The organism is Streptomyces sp. NPDC059696 (assembly GCF_042733745.1).
GTDB lineage: Bacteria > Actinomycetota > Actinomycetes > Streptomycetales > Streptomycetaceae > Streptomyces.
Genome location: NZ_JBHWFG010000013.1, coordinates 105,102 through 120,129, shown reverse-complemented (window position 1 = coordinate 120,129; position 15,028 = coordinate 105,102). Strand labels below are relative to the sequence as shown.

9 protein-coding genes are annotated in these 15,028 nt (G+C 71.6%); all 9 read left to right on the top strand.

Annotated elements, in window-relative coordinates; translation table 11 throughout:
• Positions 1-74: 74 nt before the first annotated feature.
• The 9 genes from bldG to ACFV20_RS16695 all read left to right on the top strand — a co-directional run bounded on the left by bldG (position 75) and on the right by ACFV20_RS16695 (position 14,855).
• Positions 75-416: an anti-sigma factor antagonist BldG gene (bldG, locus tag ACFV20_RS16735; protein ID WP_003991900.1), complete on the top strand. Its 342-nt coding sequence runs from the start codon at positions 75-77 to the stop codon at positions 414-416.
• A 121-nt stretch (positions 417-537) separates the two neighbouring features.
• Complete coding sequence (locus tag ACFV20_RS16730) at positions 538-975, top strand: ATP-binding protein (protein ID WP_385657125.1); 438 nt, start codon at positions 538-540, stop codon at positions 973-975.
• A gap of 275 nt (positions 976-1,250) precedes the next feature.
• Positions 1,251-3,656, top strand: a complete 2,406-nt coding sequence (locus tag ACFV20_RS16725) for a sodium-translocating pyrophosphatase (RefSeq protein ID WP_385657122.1) — start codon at positions 1,251-1,253, stop codon at positions 3,654-3,656.
• A gap of 192 nt (positions 3,657-3,848) precedes the next feature.
• The gene (locus tag ACFV20_RS16720) at positions 3,849-4,439 is read left to right on the top strand and encodes a small secreted protein (RefSeq protein ID WP_385657119.1); all 591 of its coding nucleotides are present in this window, start codon (positions 3,849-3,851) and stop codon (positions 4,437-4,439) included.
• A gap of 73 nt (positions 4,440-4,512) precedes the next feature.
• Positions 4,513-6,051 (top strand): methyltransferase, encoded by a 1,539-nt coding sequence (locus tag ACFV20_RS16715; RefSeq protein ID WP_385657116.1) that lies wholly within the window; start codon positions 4,513-4,515, stop codon positions 6,049-6,051.
• Positions 6,052-6,477: 426 nt separating this feature from the next.
• Positions 6,478-6,675: a hypothetical protein gene (locus ACFV20_RS16710; protein ID WP_385657113.1), complete on the top strand. Its 198-nt coding sequence runs from the start codon at positions 6,478-6,480 to the stop codon at positions 6,673-6,675.
• 246 nt (positions 6,676-6,921) lie between these two features.
• Positions 6,922-9,753, top strand: a complete 2,832-nt coding sequence (gene topA, locus ACFV20_RS16705) for a type I DNA topoisomerase (RefSeq protein ID WP_385657111.1) — start codon at positions 6,922-6,924, stop codon at positions 9,751-9,753.
• A gap of 392 nt (positions 9,754-10,145) precedes the next feature.
• Entirely contained in the window at positions 10,146-13,475 is a 3,330-nt protein-coding gene (tmk, locus tag ACFV20_RS16700; RefSeq protein ID WP_385657108.1) for a dTMP kinase, read from the top strand.
• Between the two features lie 174 nt (positions 13,476-13,649).
• The gene (locus ACFV20_RS16695) at positions 13,650-14,855 is read left to right on the top strand and encodes a DNA polymerase III subunit delta' (protein WP_385657105.1); all 1,206 of its coding nucleotides are present in this window, start codon (positions 13,650-13,652) and stop codon (positions 14,853-14,855) included.
• Positions 14,856-15,028 lie beyond the last annotated feature (173 nt).

The following is a 15,028-nucleotide window of genomic DNA, read 5'->3' as shown; positions in this document are numbered from 1 at the left end:
GCTGGCGAAGCGTCCAGGGGCTGAAGCCGAATGCCCCTAGGGCGACCGCTCGATAGCAAGGTGCTGGAGGATCCGTGGACCTGTCCCTGTCGACCGAAACCATGGGCGATCGCACGATCGTCAGGGTCGGTGGCGAAATCGACGTATATACCGCGCCCAAGCTGCGCGAGCAGTTGGTCGAGCTGGTGAACGACGGCAGTTTCCACCTTGTCGTCGACATGGAGGGCGTGGACTTCCTCGACTCCACCGGACTCGGCGTGCTGGTCGGCGGCCTGAAGCGTGTGCGGGCCCATGAGGGCTCACTGCGCCTGGTCTGCAACCAGGAGCGCATTCTGAAGATCTTCCGTATCACCGGTCTCACCAAGGTGTTCCCGATTCACACCTCGGTCGAGGAAGCGGTTGCGGCCACCGACTGACGCCGGTCCCGGGCCCTCGGCCCGGGGCGGCCGATGTCCGGCGAAAGTGAAGACCGAGGGGGCCCGGGTTTCGGCGGCCCGGAGCCCCTCGACAGCACGCCCGTGATTGCGAGGGGGTTGCATGGCCACCGTTGAGCTCCGCTTCAGCGCGCTGCCCGAGCACGTCAGGACCGCCCGGCTGGTGGCGGCAGCGGTGGCGCGCAGGGCCGGGGTGGACGAGGCCGTCCTCGACGAGGTCAGGCTCGCCGTCGGTGAGGCGTGCACCCGGGCCGTCGGGCTGCACCAGACCGGTGGGATCTCGTCGCCGGTGAAGGTGCTGCTGATCGAGGAGGAGAAGCAGTTCTCCATCGAGGTCGGCGACGAGGCCGCGCACGCGGTGGCCGGTGAGCGCGCGCCGGGCGCCGGACCCGGCGACCCCGACGGTGAGGCCGACGAGGACGAGATGGGCCTCGCGGTCATCAGTGGCCTCGTCGACGACGTCGAGGTCAGCGCCGGAGAGCACGGCGGACTGATCAAGATGACCTGGCCGACCACGCCGCCGCCGACGATTCTGGTCTGACCGCCACCGCTCGCACCCGTTCTTCCGAAGGGCCCCACCACCCGTGGGGCCCTTCGTCATGTGCGGGTGTCAGTGCTCGCCTTTACAGTAGTTCCTGTGCCGTTCATCGCGTGAATTCGTTCACGATCATTCGCGTGCTCACCGGCAGCCCCGGAATGCTTTCAGGGCATTACCTCGGAAGGCCAATTCCGTTTATCGCGCTCTGTTTTGATCAGGTTCCGGTACCTACAATCCCGTCCACATCTTGAGCTCAGCCCAAGCGTCAAGGAGGACGAATGGCGGGGCTTTCCCTCTCACAACAGTCGGGCCATCCCACAGACCTCGCAGCCGCCGTACTGACCGATGGCAACCGCGTTCTCATCGTGGTCATCGCGGTCGTCGCACTGGCGGCGCTGGCGGTCGCGGGCGTCCTGGTGCGCCAGGTACTCGCGGCCGGCGAGGGCACCGACAGCATGAAGAAGATCGCGGCGGCGGTGCAGGAAGGGGCCAACGCCTATCTGGCCCGTCAGCTGCGCACGCTCGGCGTATTCGCCGTGGTCGTGTTCTTCCTGCTCATGCTGCTGCCCGCGGACGACTGGAGTCAGCGTGCCGGACGGTCGGTGTTCTTTCTGATCGGAGCGGCGTTCTCGGCGGCCACCGGCTATATCGGCATGTGGCTCGCCGTGCGCAGCAATGTGCGTGTCGCCGCGGCGGCGCGTGAAGCCACTCCGGCTCAAGGCGAGCCGGAAAAGGATCTGACCGCCGTCTCGCACAAGGCGATGAAGATCGCCTTTCGGACGGGTGGCGTGGTCGGTATGTTCACGGTGGGCCTCGGCCTGCTCGGTGCCTCCTGCGTGGTGCTGGTCTACGCGGCCGACGCGCCGAAGGTGCTCGAGGGCTTCGGCCTCGGGGCCGCGCTGATCGCCATGTTCATGCGTGTCGGCGGCGGAATCTTCACCAAGGCCGCCGACGTCGGCGCCGACCTGGTCGGCAAGGTCGAGCAGGGCATTCCGGAGGACGATCCGCGCAATGCCGCGACCATCGCCGACAACGTGGGCGACAACGTCGGCGACTGTGCGGGCATGGCGGCCGACCTCTTCGAGTCGTACGCCGTGACGCTGGTCGCCGCGCTGATCCTGGGCTCGGCGGCGTTCGGCGACGTGGGGCTCGGCTTCCCGTTGCTCGTGCCGGCGATCGGTGTGGTCACCGCCATGATCGGCATCTTCGCGGTGGCGCCGAGGAGGGCCGACCGCAGCGGCATGAGCGCGATCAACCGCGGCTTCTTCATCTCCGCGGTGATCTCCCTGGTGCTGGTGGCAGTGGCCGTCTTCGTCTATCTGCCGGGGAAGTACTCCGAGCTCGACGGGGTCACCGACGCCGCGATCCAGGGCAAGGACGGCGATCCGCGGATCCTCGCGCTCGTCGCGGTGGCCATCGGCATCGTGCTCGCCGCCCTCATCCAGCAACTGACGGGCTACTTCACGGAGACCACCCGCCGGCCCGTGCGGGACATCGGCAAGACCTCCCTCACCGGTCCGGCCACCGTCGTCCTGGCCGGTATCTCCGTCGGTCTCGAATCCGCCGTCTACACCGCCCTGTTGATCGGCCTCGGCGTGTACGGGGCGTTCCTGCTCGGCGGTACGTCGATCATGCTGGCGCTGTTCGCGGTGGCGCTGGCCGGCACCGGCCTGCTCACCACGGTCGGTGTCATCGTCGCGATGGACACCTTCGGGCCGGTCTCCGACAACGCGCAGGGCATCGCCGAGATGTCCGGCGACGTCGAGGGCGCGGGCGCACAGGTGCTCACCAACCTGGACGCGGTCGGCAACACCACCAAGGCGATCACCAAGGGCATCGCGATCGCCACGGCGGTGCTCGCCGCGGCGGCGCTGTTCGGCTCGTACCGCGACGCGATCATCACCGGCGCGCGGGACGTGGGCGAGAAACTCAGCGGGGAGGGCGCCCCGATGAGTCTGATGATGGACATCTCGCAGCCCAACAACCTCGTGGGTCTCATCGTCGGTGCGGCGGTCGTCTTCCTCTTCTCCGGTCTGGCGATCAACGCCGTGTCCCGGTCGGCCGGTTCCGTGGTCTACGAGGTGCGGCGGCAGTTCCGCGAGAAGCCCGGGATCATGGACTACAGCGAGAAACCGGAGTACGGCAAGGTCGTCGACATCTGCACCAAGGACGCCCTGCGCGAGCTGGCCACGCCCGGTCTGCTGGCCGTGATGGCGCCCATCTTCGTCGGGTTCACGCTCGGCGTCGGGGCACTCGGCGCGTTCCTCGCGGGCGCGATCGGCGCGGGCACGCTGATGGCGGTGTTCCTCGCCAACTCCGGCGGCGCCTGGGACAACGCCAAGAAGCTCGTGGAGGACGGCCACCACGGGGGCAAGGGCGGCGAGGCCCATGCAGCGACCGTGATCGGAGACACGGTCGGCGACCCCTTCAAGGACACCGCGGGTCCCGCGATCAACCCGCTGCTGAAGGTCATGAACCTGGTGTCGCTGCTCATCGCACCCGCGGTGATCAAGTTCTCCTACGGCCCGGACAGGAGCATCGGGGTGCGGATCCTGGTCGCCGTCCTCGCGTTCCTCGTGATCGCCGGGGCGGTGTACGTGTCAAAGCGGCGCGGAATCGCCATGGGTGACGAAGACAACGCCGGCTCGGAGCCCAAGTCGGCAGATCCGGCGGTGGTTTCGTAGGGAGGTTCCCCAGCCCCAGCTCAAGGTGCGGGCGGGCGGCGCGTGTTGACGCGTCGCCCGCCCGCGCTGTGTGGGTACACGATCACGCGTGAGCCTTCTCTCGCTTGGTGCAAAAGGTTACAAAACGGTTTTATTGGATGCTCGGCGTGCGGTTGTCGTGCATCTGGCGTGTATGTTCCGGGGCCGAGAGCCATGGAAGGGACCAATCCGGTGAACAAGAAGCTCGCGGCCGCACTGTCCGGCGGTGCGGTACTGGTACTGGCGCTGTCGGGCTGCGGCGGCGACGACAGCAACGACAAACTGGACTCCTGGGCCAAGCAGGTCTGTGACGCCGTACAGCCGCAGGCCAAGAAGATCGAGTCGGCCAATGCCGCGATCCAGAAGGAGACCTCGGACAACAGCACGCCGAAGGACGTCCAGAAGACCGACGCCCAGGCCTTCCAGGACATGTCCGACGCCTACAAGGCGATCGGGACCGCCGTGAACAAGGCCGGGGCGCCCGACGTCGAGAACGGCGAGAAGAAGCAGCAGGACGCGGTCAAGGAACTCAACGCGATCTCCGCCTCGTACGCCTCCCTGAAGAAGCAGGTCGACGAGCTCGACACCAAGGACCAGGGCAAATTCGCCGATGGTCTGAAGGACATCGCCACCGAGCTGGACAAGCTGAGCCAGAGCGGCAACGACGCCCTCAGGAACCTGGAGGAGGGCGAGGTCGGCCAGGCGATGGCCCAGCAGTCCAGCTGCAAGGCGGCCACGGCGTCGGCCGGAGCCACCCAGAGCTGAGAGGCCGGGAACCGGGCGGCAGGGGCGCTTCGCCCCCGCACGGGCACGTGCGACCCGCGCCCCGGCGGCCACAATGGGGGGCGTGAGTAACGCCAGTCAGTCACCCCTGCCCCCGCTGCCCGCCTCCGACCGTCCGGATGTCGCCGCCCGGCTCCGGGACGCCCTGCTCGCAGCCTCCTTCACCGCCGACGGACTGCTCGAACTGCTCGGGGCGCCCGCGTACGCGGCGCTGGCCCGCAGCGAGACGGTGCCCGCACTCCGGGCGACCCGCGGGGACACGCCGCTGGAGATGCTCGTCCGGCTGTTCCTGCTCCAGCAGCCCGTGCCGCACGCGCGCGTGGCAGAGGTCCTGCCGGTCGACGCCTGCCTGGAGACCGGCTGGCTGGCCCGGACCGGCGGGCAGGAACTCACCGCCACCGTCGACGTCCGGCCCTACGGCGGGCCCGGCGGCGAGGACTGGTTCATCGTCTCGGACCTCGGCTGCGCGGTGGGCGGCGCCGGTGGCATCGGCCGGCGGGAGGAAGGGGTCGTCCTCGGAGTCGGCGGCGCCTCCACGACCCTCGCCGGCATCACCGTCCGTACGCCCGTCGGGGCCGCGCTCGACCTCGGCACCGGCTCCGGCATCCAAACCCTGCACGCCGCACAGCACGCCACGCGCGTGGTGGCCACCGACCTGAACCCGCGCGCCCTGCACATCACCGCCCTCACGCTGGCGCTGTCCGGCGCCGCCGCCGCCGAGCTGCGCGAGGGCTCCCTCTTCACACCGGTCCGGGGCGACGAGACGTACGACCTGATCGTCTCCAACCCGCCGTTCGTGATCTCGCCCGGCGCCCGCCTCACCTACCGCGACGGCGGGATGGGCGGGGACGATCTGTGCCGCACGCTCGTTCAGGAGGCAGGGGAACGGCTCAACGAGGGCGGGTTCGCGCAGTTCCTCGCCAACTGGCAGCACGTCGAAGGGGAGGACTGGCAGGACAGGCTCAGGTCATGGGTGCCCCGGGGCTGCGACGCGTGGATCGTGCAGCGCGAGGTGCAGGACGTCAATCAGTACGCCGAGCTGTGGCTGCGGGACGCCGGCGACCACCAGGGCGACCCGGCGGAGTACCAGGCGCGGTACGACGCATGGCTCGACGAGTTCGAGGCGCGCAAGGTGAAGGCCGTCGGCTTCGGCTGGATCACCCTGCGCAAGACGGGCGCGGCCGTGCCCTCGCTCACGGTGGAGGAGTGGCCGCACCCGGTCGAACAGCCGCTCGGTGACACCATCCGGGCCCACTTCGCCCGGCTCGACCACCTGCGCGACCACGACGACGCCGCCCTGCTCGAAGGGCATTTCCGGCTCGCCGCCGAGATCGTGCAGGAGCAGGTCGGGCTGCCCGGCGCCGAGGACCCCGAGCATGTCGTGCTGCGCCAGAACCGCGGCATGCGCCGGGCGACCCGGGTGGACACGGTCGGCGCGGGCTTCGCCGGTGTCTGCGACGGCACGATGAGCGCGGGCCGCATCCTCGACGCCATCGCCCAGCTGATCGGTGAGGACCCGGTGCTGCTGCGCGACCGCACCCCGGCCCAGATCCGGCTGCTGGTCGAGCAGGGTTTCCTGGAACCCGTCTCCTGACTCTCCCCGACGGCCCGCCTGGCTCTCCCGGACGGCTCGCCTGACTCTCCCGGACGGCCCGCCTGGCTCTCCCGGACGGCCCGCCTGGCTCTCCCGGACGGCCCGCCTGACTCTCCCGGACGGCCCGCCTGACTCTCCCGGACGGCCCGCCGTGGGGAGACCGGGGCGCCGAGGGGAGGGGAGACCCCGGGGGGCCGAGGGGAGACCGGGGCCCGAGGGGAAGGGGAGACCGGCGCCGAGGGGCTCGCCAACAAATTCGAGTCGATTTGAACACCGCGGCCGAAAGGGGTCACGACGAACCGGAAGGCCTTGATCCACCGCCGCGTCGCCCCGGCGTTCACCTCGGGTTCGCCTGCCCGCCGCCCGCGCGTGTCAGCCTCCCCTCGCCAGGGATGCGCGGACCGGGGGAAAGGGGCGCGGCGGGTCATGGAGAGTGCACCGGCGATCTTCACGGGAGTGGTGTTCTCCCTGTTCGGAGGCGCCCTGCTGGCCTGGACCGTGACACGCGCGCGTCGGCACCTGCCCGTCGCCCAGGGCGCGAGTCCGGTCGCGTCGGCGACCGTCGCGAGCGTCGTCGCGGTGCTCGCCCTGGCGAGCGCGGCATGGTGTTTCACCCGCCTCTGACGCCCGCTCGGGCGGCGCGCCTGCCGGTAACCGAGGGATAGCGCTCCGCGCAGGACGGCTCCCGCTCCCGGTACTCCGGGCGGCAGGATTGGTGGTAGTCGGGTTACCGTTCGAGTGGCCGTTGCGGGCTTTTCCCGTTTGACACGGGGGCGGGATGTACCGTCACACTCCGCAGCGTCACCACGTACCCAGCCCCGGTAAGCGACTCCGGGGAGGCCCCAGCGTCGACCGGAGAGAAGAGCGAAGTTGTCCCCGACCAGCGAGACCGCGAAGGGCGGCCGCCGACTCGTCATCGTCGAGTCGCCTGCCAAGGCGAAGACGATCAAGGGCTATCTCGGCCCCGGCTACATCGTCGAGGCGAGCGTCGGGCACATCCGCGACCTTCCCAACGGCGCCGCCGAGGTGCCCGAGAAGTACACCGGCGAGGTCCGCCGCCTCGGTGTGGACGTCGAACACGACTTCCAGCCGATCTATGTGGTCAACGCCGACAAGAAGGCGCAGGTCAAGAAGCTCAAGGACCTGCTGAAGGAGTCCGACGAACTCTTCCTCGCCACCGATGAGGACCGCGAGGGCGAGGCCATCGCCTGGCACCTCCAGGAGGTGCTCAAGCCCAAGGTCCCGGTCAAGCGGATGGTCTTCCACGAGATCACCAAGGCCGCGATCCAGGCCGCCGTGGCCAACCCGCGCCAGCTCAACCAGAGGCTCGTCGACGCCCAGGAGACCCGCCGCATCCTCGACCGCCTCTACGGCTACGAGGTCTCGCCGGTCCTGTGGAAGAAGGTCATGCCGCGGCTGTCCGCGGGTCGTGTCCAGTCCGTCGCCACCCGGCTCGTGGTGGAGCGGGAACGCGAGCGCATCGCCTTTCGTTCGGCTGAGTACTGGGACCTGACGGGCACCTTCGCGACCGGCCGCGCCGGAGACTCGTCGGACCCGTCGTCGCTGGTCGCGCGCCTGCAGACCGTCGACGGCAGGCGGGTCGCGCAGGGCCGCGACTTCGACTCCCTGGGGCAACTGAAGAGCGCGAACACCCTCCACCTCGACGAGGCGAACGCCCGCGCTCTGGCCGCCGCCCTGGAGCAGACGCGGTTCGCCGTGCGCTCCGTCGAGTCCAAGCCGTACCGCCGCTCGCCGTACGCCCCGTTCCGTACGACGACGATGCAGCAGGAGGCCAGCCGCAAGCTCGGCTTCGGCGCGAAGGCCACCATGCAGGTCGCGCAGAAGCTGTACGAGAACGGCTACATCACCTACATGCGTACGGACTCCACGACCCTGAGCGACACGGCGGTCTCCGCCGCCCGCGCCCAGGTCACACAGCTGTACGGCGCCGACTACCTGCCGCCGCAGCCGAGGACGTACGCCGGGAAGGTCAAGAACGCGCAGGAGGCCCACGAGGCGATCCGTCCCTCGGGTGATCGTTTCCGCACTCCCGCCGAGACCGGGCTGACCGGTGACCAGTTCAAGCTGTACGAGCTGATCTGGAAGCGGACCGTCGCCTCCCAGATGAAGGACGCCACCGGCAACAGCGTCACGGTGAAGATCGGCGGCACGGCGGCCGACGGCCGGGACGTCGAGTTCAGCGCGTCCGGCAAGACGATCACCTTCCACGGCTTCCTGAAGGCCTACGTCGAGGGCGCCGACGACCCGAACGCCGAGCTGGACGACCGCGAGCGCCGGCTCCCGCAGGTCTCCGAGGGTGACGCCCTGAGCGCCGAGGAGATCACGGTCGACGGGCACGCCACCAAGCCCCCGGCCCGCTACACCGAGGCCTCCCTGGTCAAGGAGCTGGAAGAGCGCGAGATCGGCCGGCCGTCGACGTACGCGTCGATCATCGGCACGATCCTCGACCGCGGCTACGTGTTCAAGAAGGGCACGGCCCTGGTGCCGTCCTTCCTGTCCTTCGCCGTGGTCAACCTCCTGGAGAAGCACTTCGGGCGGCTCGTCGACTACGACTTCACCGCCAAGATGGAGGACGACCTCGACCGCATCGCCCGCGGTGAGGCGCAGGCCGTGCCGTGGCTGAAGCGCTTCTACTTCGGCGAGGCCAACGGCATCGGCGGCGCGGCGGAAGCCGGCAACGGCGACGGGGACCACCTCGGTGGCCTCAAGGAGCTGGTGACCGACCTGGGCGCGATCGACGCGCGCGAGGTGTCGTCGTTCCCGGTGGGCAACGACATCGTGCTGCGGGTCGGTCGCTACGGGCCGTACATCGAGCGCGGCGAGAAGGACACCGAGCAGCACCAGCGCGCCGACATCCCCGACGACCTGGCGCCCGACGAGCTCACCGTCGATCTCGCGGAGGAGCTGCTCGCCAAGCCGAGCGGCGACTACGAGCTGGGCACGGACCCGGCCACCGGCCACACGATCGTCGCCAAGGACGGCCGCTACGGCCCGTACGTGACGGAGGTCCTCCCCGAGGGCACCCCGAAGACGGGCAAGAACGCGGTCAAGCCGCGCACGGCGTCCCTGTTCAAGACGATGTCCCTGGACACGGTCACCCTCGACGACGCCCTGAAGCTGATGTCGCTGCCGCGGGTCGTCGGTACGGACGCCGAGGGCCAGGAAATCACCGCGCAGAACGGCCGCTACGGCCCGTACCTGAAGAAGGGCACGGACTCGCGCTCGCTGCAGGACGAGGAGCAGCTCTTCACGATCACGCTGGAGGAGGCGCTGGCGATCTACGCCCAGCCCAAGCAGCGTGGCCGGGCCGCGGCGAAGCCGCCGCTGAAGGAGCTGGGCACCGACCCGGTCAGTGAGAAGCCGGTCGTGGTCAAGGACGGCCGCTTCGGCCCGTACGTCACCGACGGGGAGACCAACGCGACCCTGCGCTCCGGCGACAGCGTCGAGGAGATCACCCCGGAGCGCGGTTTCGAGCTGCTCGCCGAGAAGCGTGCCAAGGGGCCGGCGAAGAAGACCGCGAAGAAGGCGGCCAAGAAGACGCCGGCCAAGAAGACGACGACGGCCAAGAAGACCGCGGCGAAGAAGACCACCACCGCGAAGAAGACGACGGCCAAGAAGGCCACCACCGCGAAGAAGACGGCCGCCAAGACGGCGACCGCCACGAAGCCCGCGGAGGACTGAGCGGCGCACCGTGCGGCGGATGCGCCTCCAGGCTCGTGCAGGTCTGAGCGGCTTACCGTGCGGCGGATGTGCCTCCAGGCCCGTGCAGGTCTGAGCGGCGCACCGTGCGGCGGGTGCGCCTCCAGGTCCGTGGAGGACTGGGCGGCGCACCGTGCGGCGGATGCGTCTCCAGGTCCGCGCGGCACTGTGCGGCGCCGCACCGGGCGGCCGATGTGCCTTCAAGTCCGCGGAGGGACGAGGTCGTTCGGGCTCTGTCCGGAAACCGGACCGTCGCGTCCGGTTCTTCGCCCAGGGTTCGGAAAGCGAACGCCCCGGCAACACTTCGGTGTCGGGGCGTGCGCATGCCAGCCCGCGCCCTCCGGGGTGTCGGTGGCTCCGGATAGGCTGAACGCATGACGCGAGCCGACCACCCAACGGCCCCTCAGCCCGCCCCCGACGACGCCCTGGTCGCGGATTCCCGCGAGCGTGCCGTCCGCGCCCTGCTGCGACGACCGCAGCTGAAGCGGTTGTGGAGCGCACAGCTCGTGGGTGGTGTGGGGGACACCCTGGCCCTCCTCGTGCTGGTCCTGCTGGCGGTCCAGGCGGCCGTCGCGGAGGCCTCGTTCGGGGGCGGCTACCGGGGCGTGGCGTTCGCAGTGGCGACCGTTTTCGGGGTGCGCATCCTCGCGACGCTGCTGTTCGGCGCCGTGCTGCTCGGCCCGCTCTCCGCGCTCACCTCGCAGGACGGCCCGCTCGACCGCCGCTGGACCATGGTCGGCGCCGACGGGCTGCGCGCGGCACTGCTCATCGTCGCGCCCCTGTGGATCGACTGGACGCCGGAGAACGCGCTCGCGGTGCTCCTCGTCACGGCCTTCGTCACCGGGGTCGCCGAGCGGTTCTGGACCGTGTGCCGCGAGAGCGCGGCCCCCGCACTGCTCCCCGCGCCGCCGCCGGAGGGCGCGACGGTCCGGCCGCTGCCCGACCACATGGACGCCCTGCGCCGGCTGTCGCTGCGCACCGGCTTCGCGGCGATCCCCCTCGCGGCCCTCGCGCTGATCATCGCGTCCCTGTTCAACAACCTGCTCGGCGCCGGCATCGACTGGTTCGGCCAGCACCAGGCGGCCCTCGCCTCCTATGTGGCCGCCGGACTGTTCGCGGCGTCCCTGTCCGTGCTGACCTTCCTGGAGCTGCCGGGCACGCGCACCCCGCGCGCGCGGTCGCCGCTCGAGGGGCTGCGCCGTCCGAAGACCACCTCGGGCCCCGACAGGGGCCGCACCGGCGCGATGCCGCTGCTGGTCCTGTCCTGCGCCGCCGTTGCGGCGGCGGTGTCGTCCGCCGTCGCCGTGGCCGTGCTGCACGCCAAGGACCTGGGCGGCGGCCCCGTGCTCTACGGCCTCTTCGTGGCCGCGCTGACCGGCGGCGTGGTCGTCGGCATCCGTACGGCGCCCGCCCTCGTGCCCTCCCTGTCGCGCCGCCGGCTGCTCGCGCTGACGATCGCCTTCACCGGTGTCGCCCTGCTGGCCGCCGGGCTGGTCCCGGACGTCACCACCGTGCTGCTGATCCTCGCGCTCGCCGGCGTCGGCGCGGGCCTGTCCGCGAACATCGGGCACACCCTGCTCGACCAGGAGACCGAGGAGAACCGGCGCCCCCGCACGACGGAACACCTGCACGCGGTCGTCCGGGTCTGCGTGGCGCTCGGCGCCGTGATCGCCCCCCTGGTGGCCGCGGCGATCGGGCCGCACCGGCTGGAGAGCGGCAAGTTCGTCTTCGCGCACGGCGGCGCGGCCTTCACACTCATGCTGACCGGCGCCCTGCTGCTGCCCGTCGCCGCGCTGGTGCTGGCCAAGGTCGACGACCGGTCCGGTGTGCCGCTGCGACAGGACCTGAAGGACGCGCTGCTCGGCGGTGACGACCCGGAGCAGGGCGCCGCCGCCACCGGCTTCTTCATCGCCCTGGAGGGCGGCGACGGAGCCGGCAAGTCCACGCAGGCCGAGGCGCTCGCCGAGTGGATCCGCGCCAAGGGCCACGAGGTCGTGCTGACGCGCGAGCCCGGGGCCACGCCGGTGGGCAAGCGGCTGCGGTCGATCCTGCTGGACGTGTCGAGCGCGGGCCTGTCGCACCGCGCGGAGGCACTGCTGTACGCGGCCGACCGGGCCGAGCACATCGACACCGTCGTACGGCCCGCCCTGGAGCGCGGCGCCGTCGTCATCTCCGACCGGTACATCGACTCGTCCGTCGCCTACCAGGGCGCCGGCCGTGACCTCTCGCCCACCGAGATCGCCCGGATCAACCGCTGGGCGACGAACGGACTGGTGCCGCATCTGACCGTGCTGCTGGACGTCGCGCCGGAGACCGCGCGCGAGCGGTTCACCGAGGCGCCGGACCGGCTGGAATCGGAGCCCGCCGAGTTCCACGCGCGTGTGCGGGCCGGTTTCCTCACCCTGGCGGCGGCCGACGCCGGGCGGTACCTGGTGGTGGACGCCGGCCAGGAGCCCGAGGCGGTCACGACCGTCATCCGGCACCGCCTCGACCAGGTGCTGCCGTTGTCCGAGGCCGAGATCAAGGCCCAGGAGGAGGCGCGCAGGAAGGCCGAGGAGGAGGCCCGCCGCAAGGCCGAGGAGGAGGCCGCCCGCAAGGCCGAGGAGGAGCGCCTGGAGCGCGAGCGCCAGGAGCAGCTCGCCAAGCTGCGCGCCGAGGAGGAGGAGCGCAAGCGCCGCGAGCTGGAGGAGGCGCAGCGCCGCGAGGCCGAACGGCAGGCCGAGGAGGCCCGCCGCCGGGCCGAGGAAGCGCGCAGGAAGGCCGAGGAGGAGCGGGCCCGGCTCCTCGCGGAGGAGAAGGCACGCGCCGAGGAGGAGGCCCGCCGCAAGGCGGAGGAGGAGCGGCGCCGCAAGCAGGCCGAGGAGGAGGCACGCCTGCGTGCCGAGGCCGAGGCGCTCCGCCTGGAGAAGCAGCGCAAGGCCGAGGCGGCGCTGCTGCGGGCCGAGGAAGCCCGGCGGCTCGCGGAGGCGGCTGCCGCGGCGGCCGAGGCCGGGCCGAAGAACGCCGCCCCGCAGAACTCCGCTCGCAAGAGCGCGGCGGGTCCCGCGGCCGCCCAGGACGCGGCGACCGTGCCCACGCCGGTGGTGACACCGGGTGGTGCCGGTGAGGACACGACCGTGCTGCGCCCGGTGCGGGACGAGGAACAGCGCTCGGACGGCGGCCGGGCCCCCGGTGAGTCCGAGGCGGAGGTGACGGCCCAGCTGCCGAAGCCGCCCGTGCCGCCGGCGGCCGGGGACGAGACCGACGCCCTGCCGCCCTTCTCGCCTCGCGCGGGGGACGAGACCGAGGTGCTGCCGCAGGTGCCCGACCGGGACGCCCCGGGCGCTGCCGACGAGACGGCGGTGCTGCCTCCGGTGCGGCCCGGGGAGGCCGAGGAGACAGCGGTGCTGCCTCCGGTCCGGCCGGGGGACGCCGAGGAGACGGCCGTGCTTCCGCCGGTGCGTGGGGACGAACCGGCGGACCGGGTGCCGCCCGGTTACTTCCGCGAGGACGCCCCCGCCGCCCGGCCCGACGGCACCGAGGACCGTACGCGGGAGATGCCCCAGGTCGACGACGAGGGGACGCCGCGCCGCCGCCGGTCCGACTGGGCCGAGGAGACACCGCTGGACGACCTGCCCTCCCTCGCGGACGAACTCCTCGGACCGCACGACGACGAGCCGGACCAGGGCCGCGGACGCCGGGGCAGGGGCGGCCGGGGGCGCTGACGCCTCCGGCGGGCCGAGGTGCGGGGCCGGTCTCCGGGCGGGCCTCGGATGAGAAGGGCCGACCGGACGGTCCGGGCGCCGTGCACCGGAGGGGACCGGCGGGCGGGCGTTGTCAGTGGGCGCCCCCACAATGGATCCGGCAACGCGGAACGTGACGGAAGGGCGGCGTGACCCATGACCGTGTGGGACGACCTCGTCGGGCAGGAGAGGGTGAGCGAGCAGCTGGCCGCCGCCGCCCGGGACGCCGACGCGCTGGTCACCGCGGCCACCACCGACGCCCCGCCGCCCGAGGCGTCGAAGATGACGCACGCGTGGCTGTTCACGGGCCCGCCCGGGGCCGGGCGGAACCAGGCGGCGCGCGCGTTCGCGGCGGCGCTGCAGTGCGTCAGCCCCGACCGCGCCCTGGGCGGCTCCCCGGGCTGCGGCTTCTGCGACGGATGTCACACCGCGCTCGTCGGTACGCACGCCGACGTCACCACCGTAGCCGCCGTCGGCACCCAGATCCTCGCCGACGACATGCGCGACACGGTCCGCAAGTCGTTCACCTCGCCGGCCAACGGCCGCTGGCAGATCATTCTCGTCGAGGACGCCGAGCGGCTGAACGAGAAGTCGGCCAACGCCGTCCTCAAGGCGGTGGAGGAGCCCGCCCCGCGTACGGTCTGGCTGCTGTGCGCCCCCTCCATCGAGGACGTCCTGCCGACCATCCGCTCCCGCTGCCGCCACCTGAATCTGAGCACGCCGAGGGTCGACGCCGTCGCCGACATGCTCGTACGCCGCGAGGGCATCGAGCCGGACGTCGCCGCCGCGGCGGCCCGCGCGACCCAGGGCCATGTCGACCGGGCCCGCCGCCTCGCCACGGACCCGGCCGCACGCGAACGCCGAGCCGCCGTGCTCAGGCTGCCGCTGCGCGTCGAGGAGATCGGCGGGGCGCTGAGGGCCGCCCAGGAACTCGTCGACGCGGCTGCCGAGGACGCCAAGCAGCTCGCGGAGGAGACCGACGCCAAGGAGACCGAAGAGCTGAAGGCCGCTCTCGGCGCCGCCCAGGGCGGCCGCATGCCGCGCGGCACCGCGGGCGTGATGAAGGACCTCGAGGACAAGCAGAAACGCCGCAGAACCCGCACGCAGCGCGACAGCCTCGACCTCGCCCTGACCGACCTGACGGCCTTCTACCGCGACGTCCTCGCCCTTCAGCTCGGCTCGCGCGTGGCCATCGCCAACGCGGACGCCGAGGACGCCTTGGAGCGCCTCGCCCGCGGCAGTTCCCCGGAGTCCACCCTCCGCCGCATCGAGGCGATCGCGGCCTGCCGAGACGCCCTCGACCGCAACGTGGCGCCGCTGCTGGCGGTGGAGGCGATGACGATGGCACTGAGAGCGGGCTGAGGCCCGGCAGCACACGGGGGCGGACGCCTGGACAGGTGCCCCTGACGGTTGCCCGGGACGGACGGCCTGCGACGGACGCCTGCGACGGACGCTTGCGACGGACGCCTGAGGCGGAAGCGTGAATCGAGCACCCGCGACGGGCGTCAGGTACAGACAGCCGGACAGGCGCAAGG

Coding starts and splice junctions, on each gene's coding strand:
- ACFV20_RS16730 (WP_385657125.1), top strand. CDS start 538: ATGGCCACCGTTGAGCTCCGCTTCAGCGCGCTGCCCGAGCACGTCAGG.
- ACFV20_RS16725 (WP_385657122.1), top strand. CDS start 1,251: ATGGCGGGGCTTTCCCTCTCACAACAGTCGGGCCATCCCACAGACCTC.
- ACFV20_RS16720 (WP_385657119.1), top strand. CDS start 3,849: ATGGAAGGGACCAATCCGGTGAACAAGAAGCTCGCGGCCGCACTGTCC.
- ACFV20_RS16715 (WP_385657116.1), top strand. CDS start 4,513: ATGGGGGGCGTGAGTAACGCCAGTCAGTCACCCCTGCCCCCGCTGCCC.
- ACFV20_RS16710 (WP_385657113.1), top strand. CDS start 6,478: ATGGAGAGTGCACCGGCGATCTTCACGGGAGTGGTGTTCTCCCTGTTC.
- tmk (WP_385657108.1), top strand. CDS start 10,146: ATGACGCGAGCCGACCACCCAACGGCCCCTCAGCCCGCCCCCGACGAC.
- ACFV20_RS16695 (WP_385657105.1), top strand. CDS start 13,650: ATGACCGTGTGGGACGACCTCGTCGGGCAGGAGAGGGTGAGCGAGCAG.